Source organism: uncultured Psychroserpens sp. (genome assembly GCF_947492715.1).
Taxonomy (GTDB): domain Bacteria; phylum Bacteroidota; class Bacteroidia; order Flavobacteriales; family Flavobacteriaceae; genus Psychroserpens.
In genome coordinates this window covers 741543-760943 of record NZ_CANLNS010000001.1, presented here as the reverse complement: position 1 = coordinate 760943, position 19401 = coordinate 741543, and the positions used below count along the sequence as shown (strand labels likewise).

At 34.5% G+C, this 19401-nt stretch carries 13 protein-coding genes; 7 read left to right on the top strand and 6 right to left on the bottom strand.

From position 1 onward, the window contains the following. The first annotated feature begins 21 nt into the window (after positions 1 to 21). On the top strand, positions 22 to 1269 hold the full coding sequence (locus Q0787_RS03470; protein ID WP_298900837.1) for a sodium:proton antiporter: 1248 nt from the start codon (positions 22 to 24) through the stop codon (positions 1267 to 1269). Here Q0787_RS03470 and Q0787_RS03465 read toward each other — a convergent pair. Then, entirely contained in the window at positions 1266 to 1985 is a 720-nt protein-coding gene (locus tag Q0787_RS03465; RefSeq protein WP_298900836.1) for a DUF3298 and DUF4163 domain-containing protein, read from the bottom strand. The genes Q0787_RS03470 and Q0787_RS03465 overlap by 4 nt on opposite strands. A 144-nt stretch (positions 1986 to 2129) precedes the next feature. On the opposite strand from Q0787_RS03465, the gene Q0787_RS03460 reads away from it, so the two are divergent. Further along, complete coding sequence (locus Q0787_RS03460; RefSeq protein ID WP_298900835.1) at positions 2130 to 3275, top strand: cystathionine gamma-synthase; 1146 nt, start codon at positions 2130 to 2132, stop codon at positions 3273 to 3275. 75 nt (positions 3276 to 3350) lie between these two features. On the opposite strand, the gene Q0787_RS03455 is transcribed toward Q0787_RS03460, so the two are convergent. Beyond that, complete coding sequence (locus Q0787_RS03455) at positions 3351 to 4166, bottom strand: glutamate dehydrogenase (RefSeq protein WP_298900834.1); 816 nt, start codon at positions 4164 to 4166, stop codon at positions 3351 to 3353. A gap of 222 nt (positions 4167 to 4388) precedes the next feature. Here Q0787_RS03455 and gdhA point away from each other — a divergent pair, with 222 nt between their 5' ends. From gdhA to Q0787_RS03435, 4 genes are all read left to right on the top strand, one after another. Then, on the top strand, positions 4389 to 5732 hold the full coding sequence (gene gdhA, locus Q0787_RS03450; RefSeq protein WP_298900832.1) for an NADP-specific glutamate dehydrogenase: 1344 nt from the start codon (positions 4389 to 4391) through the stop codon (positions 5730 to 5732). A gap of 125 nt (positions 5733 to 5857) precedes the next feature. After that, positions 5858 to 8224, top strand: a complete 2367-nt coding sequence (locus tag Q0787_RS03445; RefSeq protein WP_298900831.1) for a two-component regulator propeller domain-containing protein — start codon at positions 5858 to 5860, stop codon at positions 8222 to 8224. 11 nt (positions 8225 to 8235) lie between these two features. Then, on the top strand, positions 8236 to 8955 hold the full coding sequence (gene recO, locus Q0787_RS03440; RefSeq protein ID WP_298900830.1) for a DNA repair protein RecO: 720 nt from the start codon (positions 8236 to 8238) through the stop codon (positions 8953 to 8955). A gap of 5 nt (positions 8956 to 8960) precedes the next feature. Continuing rightward, positions 8961 to 11369 carry a TonB-dependent receptor gene (locus Q0787_RS03435; RefSeq protein WP_298900829.1) on the top strand — a complete coding sequence of 803 codons (2409 nt, stop codon included), beginning with the start codon at positions 8961 to 8963 and terminating at the stop codon, positions 11367 to 11369. A 64-nt stretch (positions 11370 to 11433) separates the two neighbouring features. Here Q0787_RS03435 and Q0787_RS03430 read toward each other — a convergent pair whose 3' ends face one another. Further along, the gene (locus Q0787_RS03430) at positions 11434 to 16932 is read right to left on the bottom strand and encodes a choice-of-anchor D domain-containing protein (RefSeq protein ID WP_298900828.1); all 5499 of its coding nucleotides are present in this window, start codon (positions 16930 to 16932) and stop codon (positions 11434 to 11436) included. 122 nt (positions 16933 to 17054) lie between these two features. Here Q0787_RS03430 and Q0787_RS03425 point away from each other — a divergent pair, with 122 nt between their 5' ends. Continuing rightward, complete coding sequence (locus Q0787_RS03425) at positions 17055 to 17528, top strand: regulatory protein RecX (protein ID WP_298900827.1); 474 nt, start codon at positions 17055 to 17057, stop codon at positions 17526 to 17528. A gap of 57 nt (positions 17529 to 17585) precedes the next feature. On the opposite strand, the gene Q0787_RS03420 is transcribed toward Q0787_RS03425, so the two are convergent. The 3 genes from Q0787_RS03420 to Q0787_RS03410 form a co-directional block, all read right to left on the bottom strand. Then, entirely contained in the window at positions 17586 to 18077 is a 492-nt protein-coding gene (locus tag Q0787_RS03420; RefSeq protein ID WP_298900826.1) for a DUF6646 family protein, read from the bottom strand. A 64-nt stretch (positions 18078 to 18141) separates the two neighbouring features. Further along, positions 18142 to 19002: a cupin-like domain-containing protein gene (locus Q0787_RS03415; protein ID WP_298900825.1), complete on the bottom strand. Its 861-nt coding sequence runs from the start codon at positions 19000 to 19002 to the stop codon at positions 18142 to 18144. An 81-nt stretch (positions 19003 to 19083) separates the two neighbouring features. Then, a complete protein-coding gene (locus Q0787_RS03410) occupies positions 19084 to 19401 on the bottom strand; it encodes a DUF3784 domain-containing protein (protein WP_298900824.1) in 318 nt (105 codons plus the stop codon).

The following is a 19401-nucleotide window of genomic DNA, read 5'->3' as shown; positions in this document are numbered from 1 at the left end:
TTATCGAAAATTTAAACACCTATGGATTATTATGCAATAGCATCAATTTTAATCGTTTTATCAGCACTTTTTGGGTACATCAACGTTAAATTTTTAAAGCTACCAATAACTATTGGGTTGATGCTTATTACAATCATATTTACTGTAATTGTAGTTGCTATAGGCCAATTTGATGATACGCTTTTATTACGAGAGAAAGAACTTATTTCTCAAATCGATTTTAAAACGGTGTTATTAGATATTATGTTAAGTTTCCTCTTGTTTGCAGGAGCGCTCCACACCAATTTTAATCAGCTTAAAATACAGCGATGGCCAGTTTTGGTCTTTGCCACATTAGGTGTTTTAGTTTCTACGTTTTTAGTTGGAATTTTAACATATTACTTACTACTTCTTTTAGGCTTAGACGTAGCATTTATATATTGTTTACTATTTGGGGCTTTAATTTCTCCAACAGACCCTATAGCTGTTCTTGGGATACTTAAAAAAGCAGGCGCTCCAAAAAAATTGGAGACTAAAATTGTTGGCGAATCACTTTTTAATGATGGTGTAGGTGTTGTTGTGTTCTTAACTATTTTTGCGATTGCTGCAAAACCTAATGCAGCCATTGAAATAGGAGAAATAGCAAAGTTGTTTGGCCAAGAGGTTATTGGTGGTATTGTCTTAGGGCTTATTTTAGGATACATTACATATAAACTATTGAAGTCTATTGATGATTATGAAGTAGAAGTTATTATTACTATTGCGACAGTAATGGGAGGAAGTTTGTTGGCTCATCAATGGCATTTGTCTGCTCCTTTAGCAATGGCGACAGCGGGTTTAATTGTTGGGAATGACACAGTGCGACAATCGGCTATGTCTGAGATCACAGAAACCTATGTAGACAAATTTTGGGAGTTGGTTGATGTCCTTTTGAATACCATTCTCTTTGTTATGATAGGAATGGAGATGCTTATTCTTACTTTTAAATTTGACTACGTATTGGCAGGTTTAATCGCAGTACCATTGGTGTTATTGAGTAGATATGTTTCGCTATGGTTACCTATTAAATTCTTCGATAAAAAGTTACAATTTGTAAAACATACTAACCTCATTATGACTTGGGGTGGATTACGAGGAGGAATATCTATTGCATTAGCCTTAAGTTTGACTCAAGATATGCATCGCGATTTATTTCTAGTAGTAACCTATATTATAGTTGTATTCTCTATAATAGGTCAAGGTTTAACAGTAGAACCCGTTATTAAACGCCTTTCAAAAGGTTCAGATTAATTGAGTTTTAAATACGAATCAATAGTTTCAAACGGGATAGTAAATTCTATAATACCTTGAGCGTAAGAAGCAATTTCATAGGGATTATATAATATAATAAGTCCTTCGTCACTATACCCTAAAGACTCAGGTAATTCAAAATCTTTTCCAAAGAATAAATCTTCAAAATCAGGATTGTCTTCTGTTTTCATTTCTTCGGCTAATCGACGTTTAACTTCTTTTGAAAACGCGCTTAGATTTGAAATAAGATCCTTTTTTGTTAATAAGCGCCCAGTTTGAGGGTCGAAATTAAAAAACCTCACGTTGGTATTACCATGAGCGCCTCCAGTATCTAAATAAGAGTTAATTGCAATAGTTATAATTTCTGGCGATTGGTATGTGACTTCACCACCAATCAATGCTTCCCATTGTTGAGCCGAATCTGGAAAGTCGTTTTTGAAGTTTTTGAATTCGTAATTAAACTTTGCTACGGCATCGTCAATTGAAAGTTTGGTTTGAGCGTCTTCTGAAAAATTAATTTGATTTACAATGTAATCTTCAATAGGTGAGTTGATATTATCTATGAGGTTTTTAGAACCTTCTGCTTTTGGATAAACAATAGATATTTCAGCAACTTCAGAAGTTTCGATATGTTGTTCAGTAAAATTGAGTTTGGCTTCTTTTGTACAAGAACAAACTAAGGTTAAAATATATAGGAAAAGGGCTGTTTTTTTCAAAATTTATGTGTTTCTGTTAAACATTCAATAAAGGTATTATATAGATTTGAATACAACGAATTAAACATTAAATTTGTTGCATACTACAACAGATTGAAATGATTTTAGTTGAGATACGACTGAGTCCTTTCAAAAACAGAAATAATGCAAATGAAATTCAATACGAAAACAATACATGGAGGCCAAGAGCATGATCCAGCTTATGGAAGTGTTATGCCACCAATTTATCAAACATCAACTTATGCTCAATCTACCCCTGGAGGACATAAAGGGTACGAATATTCTAGAACGCATAATCCAACTAGAAATGCCCTAGAAAATGCATTTGCCAGTATAGAAAATGGAAATCATGGTTTAGCATTTGGTTCTGGATTGGCAGCCATTGATGCCGTTTTAAAACTATTAAAACCAGGTGATGAAGTGATATCTACTAATGATCTTTATGGAGGAACATATCGTTTGTTCACTAAGATTTTTGAGGGCTTAGGTATTAAATTTCACTTTATTGGAATGGAGAATGCCGAACGTATTGGAGATTATGTAAATGAAAACACAAAATTGATTTGGGTAGAAACACCAACAAACCCAATGATGAATATTATAGACATCAAAGCAACGGCAGCAATCGCTAAAAAGAATGATATTCTGCTGGCTGTAGATAATACCTTTGCAACGCCATATTTACAACGACCTTTAGATTTAGGAGCAGACATTGTTATGCACTCTGCTACAAAATATCTGGGAGGTCATAGTGATTTGGTAATGGGAGCTTTAATTGTAAAAGACAAAGATCTTGCTGAACGTTTATATTTTATTCAAAATGCAAGTGGAGCTGTTTGTGGGCCTCAAGATAGTTTCCTAGCGTTAAGAGGTATTAAAACGCTTCATATTAGAATGCAACGCCATTGTGAGAATGGTAAAGCAGTAGCAGAATACCTTGCCAATCATCCAAAAATTGAAAAAGTTTATTGGCCTGGTTTTGAAAGCCATCCAAACCATGAGATTGCAAAAGAACAAATGGACGATTTTGGAGGCATGGTCTCTTTTACAACGAAAGGAAACAACTATGAAGAGGCTATTAAAATTGTTGAAAATCTTAAAATTTTCACGCTTGCCGAATCCCTTGGCGGTGTTGAATCTTTAGCAGGTCATCCAGCTAGTATGACGCATGCAAGTATTCCTAAGGAAGAACGAGAGAAAACAGGTGTTGTTGATTCTTTAATTAGATTAAGTGTTGGTATTGAAGATGAAGAAGACTTAATTGCCGATTTGGAGCAGGCCATTGGATAATAATAAATAGCATATACATCATAAAAAAGACCAAGTAAAACTTGGTCTTTTTTATGATGTATTGTGTTTGTTTTTCTAGTTCAAATAATAAATGTATCCAAAGTTTAACCACACAAGCCAATCGTTAGCTTTATTAGATTTCAAATTGTGGTCTAAACCGTCAACTTTATTGTTAAAATAATACTGCCATCTTAAATCTATCATCAAATCGGAAAGTACGGTTAATTTATAACGAGTACCAACGCTTCCAACCATTGACCAAGTTGTATCATTACCATTAAATAAAAATGGATCTTCGTTGGTATCTGGGTTCGCAGCATTTACCCATGGTTGATAAAAATTATTCATGTTTTCAATATTACCATCACCATAAGATGTTTTAACTTCTGGGTTATAAGATGTGAAGTGTACACCTAAACTTATAAACGGAGCAAACGAGTAACTAAAGGCTTGAAACGATCTAATACTTTTTGGAAAAAATTCTAACTGAGTACCAACATCAAAGTTTTGCGCTACACCAGAATGTCGACGTAGTCGCTCTGCATTAGGACCAGTTCTAGAGGCATCAACCCATTTACCAAAATGATTTAAATTGGTTTTATTCCAAGAGATTTCATTACGTAACTTAAAATGGTCATTAAAAAAGGTATCTGTAGAATAACAGTTACAATCTGCTCGGTAAGCGAAATTAATATAATGAACAATACCAACACCAATTCCTGTATTTCCAGCATTAGTTTCAAAATCTCGTCTAACACCAAAGTCAGACTGAAAAGCTACTGGACCAGCAATGACACCTATTTCGTGAGAAAAACCAAGCTGAGAATAACATTCGTTGATACCAAGTATAAATACGAATAGATATGTTAATTGTTTAAAATTAAGCGTCATAGGTTTCATTTTATTGAGGGCTTATTCGTTAACAAATATATAAAAACTAGATAAACTACCAAAAAATTAGACGAAATGTAAAAATATCCGAACAATAGCATCATATTAAATTAACATAGAAATAATCTGACATTGAGAATATGAAAAAAAAATGGCGAACATTTTAAAGATAATGTATCTTTGTGCTATTAAAATTAACATACATTATTAATACTTTAATAAATGAAAGATAAAATAGAAGCTTTTTTGAATCTTGTAAAAGAAAAAAACAGTCATGAAACTGAGTTTTTACAGGCTGTGCATGAAGTTGCGGAAACAGTAATTCCTTTTATCGAGGAAAATCCTAAATACCAAGGTAAAATGTTGCTTGAGCGCATGGTTGAGCCTGAACGTACTATTATTTTTAGAGTACCATGGATTGACGATGAAGGCAATACTCAAGTTAATCGAGGGTTTAGAGTAGAATTTAACTCTGCTATCGGGCCATATAAAGGTGGTTTGCGTTTTCACCCATCTGTTAATCTAAGTATTCTTAAGTTTTTAGGATTTGAGCAAGTATTTAAAAATGCCTTAACAACACTACCTATGGGTGGAGGTAAAGGAGGATCTGATTTCAATCCTAAAGGAAAAAGTGATAATGAGGTTATGCGTTTTTGTCAATCATTTATGTCGGAGTTATATAGACATATTGGTCCAAACACGGATGTTCCTGCTGGAGATATAGGAGTTGGAGGACGCGAAATAGGATATATGTTTGGTCAATATAAAAGATTACAAAATGAGTTTACTGGCGTACTTACAGGAAAAGGAATTACATATGGAGGTTCGTTAATTAGACCAGAGGCTACAGGATATGGCTGTGTTTATTTTGCTAAAAATATGCTAGCAACTAACGGTGATTCGTTTGAAGGCAAAACCGTTGTTATTTCAGGTTCTGGTAATGTTGCACAGTATGCATGTGAAAAAGCTACACAGTTAGGTGCAAAAGTTGTGACTTTATCTGATTCATCTGGATACATTCATGATGCCGATGGTATTGATGCTAATAAATTAGCATTCGTGATGGATCTTAAGAATGTTAAGCGTGGAAGAATTAGTGAATATGTGAATGAGTATCCTTCAGCAACATTCCATCAAGGAGAAAGACCATGGTCAGTTAATTGTGATATTGCCTTACCTTGTGCAACTCAAAATGAACTTAATGGAGACGAAGCTGCAGCATTAATAAATAATAAGGTTATAGCGGTTGCCGAAGGGGCTAATATGCCAACAACACCTGAGGCGATAGAAGCGTTTCAAAATGCAAAAGTATTGTTTTCTCCAGGAAAAGCGTCTAATGCAGGAGGTGTTGCTACATCTGGTTTAGAGATGAGTCAGAACTCATTACGATTAAACTGGACTAGAGAAGAGGTTGATGAAAAATTAAATAGAATCATGGACGATATCCATGAATCTTGTGTAAAGTATGGCACTGGCGCAGATGGTTATGTAGACTATGTGAAAGGAGCCAATGTCGCTGGATTTGTTAAGGTTGCCGAAGCAATGTTAGCTCAAGGAGTTGTTTAACTTCTCATAATGAATAAAGAAAAAAGCTTTCAGATAACTACTGAGAGCTTTTTTTATTTACCATGGTTATATGATATTTGAGAAAATGTCGTTAGATATAAATATATTTGATAAAAATAATTGATATGTTTAAAAGAATAGTATTTATCCTTTTAGCCTTAATCTCATTTAAAAGTTTTTCGCAGGACTTTTCTTTACTTTGGGAAGGGTATTTTTCTTTTTTTAATGTGAAAGATGTTACTCAAGGTAATGATAAAATTTTTGCGGCTTCAGAGAACGCTATTTTTAGTTATGATGTATTTACAAATGAAATAGAAACCATCACAACTATTGATGGCTTATCTGGTGAAACCATATCGACTATACAATATAGTGATGATTTCGATTTATTAATTGTTGGATATGAGAATGGTTTAATGGAAATCATTTTTGAGGGGGATTCAGATATACTATCTGTTGTAGATATTCTTGAAAAGGAATCTATTTCTCCAACATTAAAAGGAATAAATCATTTTAATGAACATGATGGCCTTTTATATATTGCTACAGATTATGGGATTTCTGTATATGACTTAAATGAGCTGCAGTTTGGCGATAGTTATTTTATTGGAGATGGAGGTAGTCAAATTAGTGTAAATCAAACAACAGTTTTTAATAATTCGATATATGTCGCATGCGGTTCTAATAGTGGTATTAGGAAAGCATCTTTAGATAATCCAAACTTAATAGATTTCCAACAGTGGACTACAATCGCTTTTGGTGAGTATATTGCAATTCAGGCCGTAGGGAGTAAATTTTATACGGTTCAATCTAATAACATTATTCATGACATTGTAAACGACAATTTAAATCCGGTATTCACATTTTCGGATACCCCAGAAGATGTAAGATCTATAAACGATAACTTGGTGGTTACGCTAACAGAGACTGTTTTCGTATATGATGAAAATTTTATTCAAATTGAAAGTGCTTCTACAAATGAAAACTTTGATACAGATTTTACATCAGCCACAGTTCTTGAAGGCGATATTTATATAGGCACAAATGGTTCTGGTGTTTTGAAAACCATCGAAAATACACCAGGTGAATACGAAACTATTCTTCCGCAAGGTCCTTTAAGAAATGATGCCTTTAAGTTACAAGCCGAAAATGGTCAGTTATGGGTTACATATGGAGACTATAATACATCCTTTAATCCAAGTCCTTTTAGAACCAGAGGTGTTAGTGTTTTTAGAAATGAAGAATGGAATAATATTCCTTTTGATAGTTTGTTTGGTGCTAGAAATTTATGTGACATTGCTATAAACCCCTTTAACCCCTCTCAAGTTTTTATAAGCTCATTTCAAAATGGTATTGTTGAAATTAACAATGAAGAACCAACTGTGCTTTTAAATGAAAATAATAGTGGATTAGAGTCGTTAATATTTCCACCAGTCCCAACTTTTGTAAGTATTCGTCAAGCGGGATCTGTATTTGATAGAAATGGGATCATGTGGACGGTAACGGCCAAGGTAGACCGTGCTCTAAAATCGTATGACCCAGCTACCAATCAATGGCAAGGCTATAGTTTTTCAGAGCTTTTGCCAGACGCTTTAAATGGTGATCAAGGCTTTTCCGACGTCGTTGTTGGAAGTGGTGGTGTGAAATGGATTGCGGCTTACTTAAATGGAGTAATAGGTTATAATACCGATACACAACAAATAAATAATGTCTTTAGCGAAGAACAGAATATGCCATCTGCACAAGTTAGAGCCCTAGCACTTGATAGCCGAAATCAACTTTGGATTGGAACAAGTAAAGGTTTGAGAGTGCTGTTTAATACGTCTAATTTTATTGATGATCCTGACCCAAGAGTTAATGAAATTGTTATTTTGGAAAATGGCATACCAACAGAATTACTGTCAAATCAGTTCATCACAGATATTAAAGTTGATGGTTCAGATAATAAATGGGTTGGTACTTTAGATTCGGGTATTTTTTATTTTTCACCAGATGGACAAGAAACTATATTTCAGTTTACAACAGATAATTCGCCCTTGCCATCCAATACAATTACAGACATATCTATTGATCCCGAATCTGGGAAAGTGTATATAGCAACTATTAAAGGGTTGGTGTCGTTTTCTTCTGGGGGAACAAAACCTAAAGAAGACTTAGAAGAAGCTTTTGTCTATCCAAACCCTGTGAGACCAGAATATAATATTTTAGGTTTTGATAATTTAAATGACATTAATAAAGGCATTAAAATTTCAGGGTTAACCGAAAATGTCAATGTCAAAATTACAGATATCGAAGGTAATCTCGTTGCCGAAGCCCAATCTAGAGTGAATCAAAGGTCCTCTAACTACAATTTTGCCATTGATGGTGGTACTGGCATATGGAATGGCAAGAACTTAAGAGGAAATGTTGTTGCATCAGGGGTTTATTTACTCTTAATCTCTGATTTAGATTCATTTGAAACCAAAGTTTTAAAGCTCTTAATTGTTAGATAACAAATACTATAATGCTTATTAAAACGAAAGTTATTGTCCTCTCTAAACTCAAATACAGAGACAATGACCTTATTGTAAAATGCTTCACTTTACATAGAGGTGTTGTGAGTTACTTAATAAGGGGCGTTTTAAATTCAAAAAAAGGACATTCTAAAGTTGCTTACTTTCAGTTGCTGTCTCAATTGCAAATTGAAGAAAATTTCAGAGAAAACCAGTCTTTACAATCTATCAAAGACCTACGTTTAGATTATAGCTTCACCAGTTTGCATACACATGTACTCAAAAGCTCAATTGTGATGTTTCTTTCTGAGGTTTTAGCATCTGTATTAAGGGAAGAAGAAGAAAACAAACAATTGTACCATTATTTAGAAACAACATTTCGTTGGTTGGACGCCAAAGATGAATTTTCGAATTTTCATTTATTATTTTTGCTAAATCTAACAAGGCACCTTGGATTTTATCCTAATAATACAGATGTTAATCATATGTATTTCAATTTAAATAATGGTTTATTTGAACCTAGAAAAGAGGGTATCTATAGTGTTTCTGGCGAAAATTTAACAATCCTTAAACAGCTATTAGGCATAAATTTTGATGAATTAGATAATATAAAATTAAATTCGAAGCAAAGACAATCGTTTCTGGCTATGCTATTGCTTTATTTTGAATTACATTTGGGCAGTTTTAGAAAACCGAAATCCTTAGAAATTTTCAATCAGGTATTTAATTAAAATTTATGAAGTATATACTTTCAGTTTTATTAATCTTTTCATTTTTATTCTGCGAGGCTCAAACAATAACAGTTTTAGAAGAGGGCACAACAGAGCCTATATCTGGAGTTGCCATTTTTAACTTTAAAAAAGATAAGTCTGTTATTACTAATATTGATGGTAAAGCGTCTTTAGAGTTGTTTACTGAAAACGAAACAATTTACCTTCAAAATATACTATATAAAAAGAAGGCCATAAAAATAACACAGTTGGGTGTTGATTTTACCGTATATCTTACACCTAGAATTGAAGATTTGAATGAAGTTGTTGTTTCGGCATCGAAATTTGAACAAAGTAAACGAGATATTCCTCAAACTATTGTCAATATCAGTTCAAAAAATATTCAGTTTGAAAACCCACAAACTAGTGCAGATCTTCTTGAGAGTACTGGTAATGTATATATTCAAAAAAGTCAATTAGGAGGCGGTAGCCCTCTGATAAGAGGTTTTTCTACGAACCGCTTATTAATTACTGTAGATGGGGTTAGAATGAACAATGCAACTTTTAGAGGAGGGAATCTTCAAAACGTAATTTCTATAGATCCTTTTACCATTCAGAATACCGAAATTACACTAGGAGCAGGTTCTGTCGTTTATGGAAGTGATGCCATTGGAGGTGTGATGAGTTTTTATACACAAAAACCGCAACTGTCTTATAAAGATTCTTTGTATTTCAATGCTAATGCCGCTTTGAGATATGCTACAGCGAACAAAGAAAAAACAGGACATTTAGATCTAAATTTTGGACTTAAAAAATGGGCTTTTTTAAGTAGTATAAGCTATACCGATTTTGATGATTTAAGAATGGGGAAACATGGTCCTGATGATTATTTGAGGACGGAATATGTTGAGACGGTTAATGGTGAAGATGTGGTTGTTCAAAATGAAAACCCACGAATCCAAACACCAACAGGATATGATCAAATTAATTTTTTGCAGAAAGTAAGATATGAACCAAAAGAAAATTTGAATTTTGATTTAGGACTCTATTATTCAACGACATCGTCTTATTCTAGATATGATAGGCTTCTTAGATATCTTGACGGTAATTTGCGCTCGGCCGAATGGAATTATGGCCCTCAACGCTGGTTTATGGGTAATTTTCAAGTGACGAAATTAAGTAGTAGTTCTAATCTGTATGATAAAATTCAGGCAACGGCAGCTTATCAGAACTTTCAGGAAAGTAGACACGATAGAGATTTTCAATCTGATATCAGAAATATAAGAGAAGAAATGGTAGATGCCTATTCTCTTAATGTTGACTTGGAAAAAGGACTAAGTACAAAGTCAAAACTTTTTTATGGTTTAGAGTATGTATATAACAAGGTAAATTCTGATGGACTAGAAACCAATATTGCCGCTAATACAAATACACCAACTGTATCGCGATATCCAGATGGATCAAATTGGCAATCCATCGCAGCATATGCCAGTTTTAAATATAAGCCTAACTCAAAGTTTGTATTCCAATCAGGTTTGCGTTATAATCATATTGTTGCTAAAGCAGATTTCACGGAGAACAATCAATTCTTAAACCTTCCATTTAATAGTACTAGGCTAAACTCTGGAGCGGTTACAGGAACTGCTGGGATAAGTTGGATGCCTTCTAAAATGATGCAGTGGAAGTTTAATGCATCGACAGCTTTTAGAGCTCCAAATATTGATGATATTGGTAAAGTATTTGATTCTGAACCGGGTTCAGTTGTGGTGCCTAATCCTAATCTTAGACCAGAATATGCTTATGGTGGGGAACTCGGATTTAGGCTCAATGTGGACGATGTTTTTATTGTAGATATGGCTACGTATTATACTTTTTTAGATAATGCTTTAGTGCGACGCGATTTTACCTTAAATGGCGAGTCTCAAATTTTATATGATGGCGAATTAAGTAATGTTCAAGCTATTCAAAATGCATCTAAAGCATGGATTTATGGTTTTGAAGCTGGCGTACGAATTAATTTTTCTAAACGTTTAAAGTTAACATCTCAATATAATATTATTGGTGGAACTGAAGATGAGAACGGTATTGAAGTACCAGTAAGGCACATTGCTCCGAATTTTGGAAACACCCATTTTGTTTGGCAGAATGAGAAGTTTGAAATAGACGCGTTTGCCGAGTATAATAACGAGTTATCATTTAGTCAATTTGCGCCATCAGAACGCTCTAAAACCTTTATTTATGCCTTGGACGAAAATGGCAATCCATATGCACCAGCCTGGTATACATTTAATTTAAGAACCCAATATAAAATTTCTAATGCAACAACTATTATTGCTTCTTTAGAGAATATTACAGACCAACGTTACAGAACGTATTCCTCAGGAATAGCGGCTCCTGGAAGAAATCTAATTTTAGCCTTCAGATATAGTTTGTAAGCATGTAAAACAAAAAAGGTTTTAGTATAAACCAAAACCTTTATCTTATAGTGAGCCAATAAATTTATTTCCTTTTTATGGCTTTTTTTGTAATTACTTGTCCGTTAGAAAGTGTCACTCTAGCAACGTATGCAGATTGACTTAATCGCGATAAGTTATAAACTTCAACATTGTTATTTCCGTTTAATTCATACACTAGTCTTCCTAGCGTGTCTATAATATCAACGTGCTTAATAATTAGGTTGTTTCCAACTGAAAATTTCACATCGCCATCACCTTGTTCTACAATAATTAAGTCATTAGGGTCAATATCGTTTTCGCTTACAGATAACGCTTCAGCTTGAAATACAATTTCAAAACGTGCATTAAATTCACCAACCTCTGAAGTAAATACATAGTCATTCGAACTTAAATCATGAACAACATTTAGTAAGTTATCTTTTAGATAAACTGTATTATCATTCATAAAGTCACCTTCTAATTCGGCAATTGATAACGTATAAAGAGTTGCTTCGTCAATAATAGTAGAGAAACCTAATGGAATAATTTCCTCAAGTGTTAATGTACTAGGTGCTTTACCTTGAATTGCAAATTTCCTATCGCTTGTTTCATTGATAAGTGAATATAAAACAGCATTGGCATTAATTGATAACGTTTTATGAGCATCATAGTACATGCCGTCATAATCGTTAGTTGCTCCATCTACATAACCTACTAAAATCTGATTGAAAACACCATTATCCGATGTTAAATTTAATCGTATTTTGTTGTATACAGAAGAACTTGCGGTTCTAAAGAATTGCGCGTTATTACCCGTAACCCTCATGCTGTTATTAAATACAATGTCTGTTGTTCTAATGGTTCCACCTGCAGAAGTAGAAGTTGCGGCATCATCCATCGATACAAAGAATCCTTGACCAGATGGAATAAAGCGATCAGGAACAACCATATCCCCACCAGCCGTTTGACCAGTACCATTTATAATAGCATAATCACTTTGAGAATAGTTGAGCACTTCGTTACCATTAGTATTTCCATCGGCAGGAGTATTATGCGACCAGAAGAAAATGGCGCCACTAGTTGCGCCAACAGTTTGGTCAATACTTCCATTGGCAGCTAAAAATAAATCAGCATTGATAGCAGAAGGATAGGGGTTGCCTATAAAATTCCAGTTATTATCGTTAGTTTCTGCATCATTTCTATAAATAGGAACAGTAATGACCCCGTTATTAAATGGTCCATTGAAAGTATAAATATATTGCGCTGGACCAACAAAGCCAATTCCACTATGAGTTGACGCATAACCTACACCAGGTTGCATTACAATAGTTGGTCCTGAGGCATCCGTCCAATCATTTGCATCGTCGTCAATGTCATCTTGACCAGCAACTGCGGTATTATCGTTATTCGTTTCTTGTGTAGAGTCTCTAAAGTTTTGCCCGTTATACCAAAAACGTCTTGTTGGAGAGGCTTCGGACAGGCCGTCATTTACAAGTTCACCAAAAACAGGAGAGCTCCAATACGTGTACTCTTGATAAGTGGCCAAAAATGCAGTTTCTTTTTCTACAGTAATTTTACTTCTTGTAGTTGTAACAGCGCCATCAACAACGGCTGCATCATTTACTTGAACAAATGCTCCATCAGTTTTTACTACCAATTCACCATCAACAGTAAGATCATTTTGAACTCTTACATAAGTATTATTTTCAATACTTAAAGTATGTCCTGTATTCACAATTAATCGGCAAGCTTCAAAACTTGTTTGACCGTTGGTTCCAATACTTGTATCATAATTAGCGTTTATAATAGCTGCCGTGTTTATATTTGGAAGGCCATTACTCCATTCTAGAGTCCCAGCGTTATTGTACCAAATAGTACTATTTACACTAAATTGAACTGCTTCAGTTGCCTGAAAACAGGTCGTGGAATTTTCTCTAACTTCACAATAATATTGGTATCCATCTAAAGCATATCCATTATTAATAGTAAGAGTAGGTGAGTTGCTAGCAAAAGTATAGACAGGGCTATTAGGAATTGGTAACCAAGTAGAGGTTCCAGGCGCATTATAATACCAGAAATAAATCAAATTTAATCCATTTGGGACGCCTTCGGAAGCAGTAAAAGTGAAAACCCCAGAGATAGAATTACAATTAGCCATTATAGACGATGGCTGCGTGTCTACCGAAGGAGGAGGGTTGGTCAAAGAAGGTGCAACACCTACTACTCTGCATTCTGAAGCGGTTAAAGTATCTGTATTCCAAAATGATGCATTGTAAGGATCTGAAGGATCTAACGTTCCAGCATTACGTTTCATATAATAGCCAGTGTAATTTGGGGTTAAAACTTCATCAATTACAGAGTTGTCAAGAAGTCTTAATTGGACTCCATCGTTAGCGTTAAATCCGGTAAAAAAGATTTCATTATATGGGGTAGTATAAAAAGCATCAGAACATGCACTTGTCCCTATTTTTAATCTAAAAACCTCTCCTGGAGCCAAATTACCAGATGGTAAATACCAATTTTCAACATAAGGGAAATTGATTAAGTCGGAATAATTAGTAGTTCTAGAAATTTTATAATTGCTAAGGTCTTGAATAGAGTTCGTGCCATTATAAATAGTAACCATTCCACCATTACCTGGATTCTCGTCATATATCTCATATAAAATTAGATCTGACGCAGGAGTAGAGCCTTCACAGTCTCCAAATACAGAATCTATGATTGTAAAATAATTGGTACTTGTACACCCACTATCTGTTAATAAAATTTCCCCACTTACAGACGCAGTAGGAATTGTAACTTCTAAAGTGTTAGCATCAATAAATGTAACAGGTAATGAGTTACCCCCAAAGTCAATTGTTGTAGAGCCATCAAAATTATTTCCAGTTCCGCTAACCGTTACAATAGTACCAGCTGGTCCAGATTCAGGAAATAAAGATATGCTTGTAGTAGAGCATGTTGCATCTCCTTGAACTCGAAATGTATATGTGGCTTCAGACGTGTCAGGATCATTACTTAGTATAATTACTTCATCAGTTTTGGTGCCTACGGGATTAATAGGAGCAAACTCAACTTCAAATGAAACTGGTGAATCTGAAGGAGAAAGCGTGAATGGAAGCGTTGGAAGCCCAACTAAATTAAAATTAGTATCTGTACTTAAACTGATACTTGTTACATTTAAATCTGCTGTGCCTTCATTTCTAATATAATAAGTTTTTGGAAGTGAGGTACTATTAACCGGAGTTTGAGCAAAAATAGTATTGAAGCCATTATCAGCTGGAGATCCATCTGGTATCGTAGCAAAGGTGTTTCTTTCTACATCTATATCCGGAATAGGAGTTGTGCCAACACCCTGTAAATTAATGTTACAAGCTGCTTCATTAGCATCATTATTAGTAACTCTTAAAAAAGAAGTTCTGTTACCAGTAGCTGTTGGAGAAAATCGTACAGTCACAGTTTGTGTATTACCAGAAGTGATTATCAATGGAACTGTTATTATAGGAGAAACAATAGAAAAATCTCCAGGATTGGTTCCTCCAATAGGTAAAGAGGTTATAACCAAATCTAATGTACCTTCATTTACTATATCAAAAGTTAAGTCGGTATCAAATCCTATAGCCTGAGATCCGAAATCTATTGTAAAGCCCCCACATGCTTGATCTACTCCAGAACTGTCTTTGATTTGAATTTCAGGAGCAGAACATGGCGATATTAACGTATTTAATTTAGGAGAACCACCATCCATAACTTCTTGCCAGTTGACTCCTGTATTTGAGTTGTCTATAGTACCGTTTACGACATGAAGTGAGGCACCATTGCCATCTGCACCGTCTGCATCATCATAATTTACGCTATCAGCGATCGAAACACCATCTGAAGCAACAAGTTCAATATCTACACCAGCTGCGGAAGGACTGTTTGGTAGTATATTAGTTCCAGAAGGTGATCCGTAATCTGGTGTAAAAGTACATTCTGGAGAAGATGAACCATCATCCCCAATTAATACAGTAATACAAGAATTTGCAGGTATAGATGTACTTGCAGGGAATGTATATCTTACAATTCCATTAACGTCAACCGTATAGTTACTGATATCCTCTGCAGTACCATTAAGGTTACAAATTTCTATCCATTCATAATCATTGCCAGGTGTTGGCGTGTTGTACATAATTTCAGTAATAACGACATCAGCTAAAGGTGGATTATTAATAATTAATATTCCAGAATTGTTAACTGTAGCGTCCCAGAAATTTCCAAAATTATCAGATTGTATTCCACCATAACTATAATCACTACCATTCAATTGAAAACGACTCGCATAGTAATATGTTCCAGCGGGTAAAGATGAACCAATTTCAGCAACATATTGATCGTTATTTGCAAAGTCAGAATCATACGTAGCCGGAACCCATGTCCATCCTGCGCCTACGCTTGGGTTGTTATCGGTAGTATTATAACCAATCCACGCTAAGAGGTTAGCCCCTTGACCAGCAGAATCGGTTACACCAGGTTCGTATGCCTGAGCATATACATTGTGGTTGTCACCTACTGTAATGGTCGCTGTTTTTGGGAAATCAACATTGCAGAAGTTAACTTGATCAGGTTCAACAACTAATTCTACAGAGTCGTTACTCCAAATACCTCCAGTGCCACCATAGACATAGCCACAGCTATTAAGTTCAAATCGACTGGCATAATAGTATGTTCCAGGAACAGTAATTGCGGCACCTAAATCGGCTTGATATTCATCGTTATTACCTCCAATGTTGTTGTAGGTTGCAGGTACCCAAGTCCATCCTGCAGAACTTGGATTATTGTTAGTAGAGCTATATCCAATCCAAGCATTTATGCCAGCACCTTGGTTAAACGGTGTATCTGTAACTCCTGGCTCGTAAACTTGAGCATATACGTCAAAAGTATTTCCAACGGTTATGGTTTGCATCGTGTTAGGCGACTGAATGTTTGCAAAATCAACAGCATCTGTACATGATGAATTTACAGACCCATTAACGACAATATCATCTCCCGTACCTTCAAAACCACCTGATCCTCCTGTAGATTCAGCCCAACCGTATATTCTGTAAGTCACTGCCACAGCGTTGTTGGTTTGATTAACTGTAAAAGTAAAAGATTGAGATGAAGTGTTATCGGTAATTGCTTTTTCAGTATCAATATTAGCAGCATAGCCATCAAGAGAACTTCTTAAAGCGATACCTCTGGTTCCTGTACCTGAACGCTGAAAAATTACATCTATCGTTGTAACATCGAATGTATAAGATGCGTTAGGCGTTATCGTAAATTCCATATAATCATTACCCGAAATAGCATTAGCTATATTGGTAACGGCCCATGAGGTTGCATTGAATCTATTTCCATTATTAGATGCGGTTAAACCAGCTCCTCTTGTAATAGTTGAATTACTAAGGTTTGCATTATTGAAATTTGAATTAGCTGAAGCTTCGTTGCCGGCAAGACCATTAAAATCAAAAGTTAGGATTTGACTATAACTTGATATAACAAAGCATAAGCATGCTATTAAGATTAGGGAGTAATTCTTTTTCATAGGGATGAATTAATTTAAATACATTTTGCTCAAAAAGCAAACGTGCGAATTTACACAAAAATACTTACAAATGAGCGCTTTAAGGTACGGTATTTATTAACAAAAAGTTATATTTTCGCACAATGAATCTATCAAAAACATATACTTTCGATGAAGCGCAAAAAAGAATGGAACGCTATTGTGCTTATCAGGAACGTTGCCATAAAGACGTGACTCAGAAATTGTATGAAATGAGAATGATTCCAGAAGCTAGAGATCAAATTATTGTGCATTTGCTTCAGCACAATTTTCTAAATGAAGAACGGTTTGCTAGAGCCTTCGTGAGAGGAAAATTCAGAATTAAAAAATGGGGAAAGCAACGATTACAATTAGAATTAAAACGGAGAGATATCAATAAAACCTTAATATCTATTGCTTTAAATGAAATTGATGAGCAAGATTATTATGATACTTTTCATGCATTGGCAGAAAAAAAAGTAATGACAATTAAAGACTCTAACGTACAAAAAAAAAGAAAGAAATTGGCTGACTATCTTCTATATAGAGGCTGGGAAAGTCATCTTGTCTATGAGAAAATTAGAACATTAATTCCATAAAAAAACCACCTCTATAGAGGTGGTTTTTTTAGTTTAAAATGTTATTTGAAGCATCCTTTAAAGGTTAAATGATGCACCAATATTTATAGCAAATTGGTTGTGAATAAAATTTGCCAATTCTAATTTATTTTCGTCATACTTTGCAAGCGGAAATGTAGCTTCGGTGAATACACCAAAACCATCAGTAAAGAAGTAACGTGCTCCTACATGACCTCCGAAATTCTTTAAACTAAGACTTAAACCTGGGTATACATCAAAGTTTTCATCAATATTTAATACGTTACCGAGGTTAGCATTAAAGCGTGCTTTTAAATCGAAACGATCACCGAAATCGGCATCTAAAATATCATCAACTCCTAAAGCATAGGTTGAAGATACACCAATTGAGATGTTTTCACCTATTCCATAGTCATATGTAATATTGATTCCTGTTGCTTCGTCCTGAATACTAGCGCCAACTTGAAATTTTTGGTCTCCTTTTCCTTTATATGCTTGAGCATTTACAAATGAAACCGAAATTAAAGCGATAAATAATAGTAGTTTTTTCATAATCATCATTCTAAAATTTGAGACAGCAAATATATTATAAGTTTTTAATACAGAAGGGTTTTTATCAAAAACTCTTATCGGTTCTTGTAACAGCTTCTGCATTTTTCCAGTCAATCCATTTCTGACCTTTTATGCGTCTCATGAGGTTGTCAAAGTGACGCATAATTAGGACGTTGTATATTGCCTTTCCTAAGTTTTTTGGGTGCCTAGCTATAGCACGAAGGCTCATAGAAAACCCTGGTGTTAGGTATTTCATATAATGCCAATAACCTTCTGGCATATACAGCACTTCGCCATGGTTTAATTCACATTGCCAACCTTTGGCTTTTTTTAGCGCTGGCCATTTTTCGAAATCTGGATTAGAAAAATCGATATCTTCTCTTGTGATTAACGAATGTGGAATTTTATATAGATAATCGCTTTGTTTTTGATCAAATAATATACATAGCTTTTTACCTTCAAAATGAAAGTGGAAAATATTGGCTAAATCAATATCATAATGCATAAATGTATGTGAGTTTCTTCCGCCAAAAAATAACATGGGAAGACTTTTCATTAGTTTCAAACCAAAATCAGGATAGGTGTAATCTTTTTGTAATTGAGGTATTTCCTTTAGAACATTCCAAAGAAAAATGCGGTATTTAGTTGGTTTGCTTTTGAGTAAATCAACATATTCACTCATTTTCATTTTTGCATGCGGCTCATTAAATCCATCTTTATAATCTACTGGTCTGTCGTCATAAAGAGGCACAATTTTGTCGCCCGCTACGTCTTTCATGTAATCTAAACTCCATTTGGTGTACGCAGGCCAATCTTCTATAAATCGTTCTATTACCACAGGCTTTTGTGGTTTGAAGTAGTTTTTTATAAACTCCTCTTTGGAAATGTTTTTAACACGAGGAATATCTTGAAGATTGAGTTTCAAATGTCAAAAATTTTAGGTTTCAAAGTTAAGAAAACGTTATGAAACGGAAATAATTGTTTGTTAAAATTTCGTTAGTAGGGATTAGTTGTTTTTATCGATTTTGAATTTTCCAGAATTAGAAACGATTAATAAATATGGTAATCCAATCCCAAGGGCTCCAAAAAGAACATAGGATTCAAACTCTTGGCACCCCAACAATTTTAAAACAATGTAACCTATAATCATGATTAGAGCCATACCAAACATGGCATTTCTAAAAACACTAGCAACACCATCAATATCATACTTAGCTTGTTCTTCTTTTGACATTGTATTATAGCCTGCAATAAGAAAATATAGTTTACCATATTTTATGGCAATACCCAGCAGAATAAAAATAATGGCAACGAGAATCAGCAT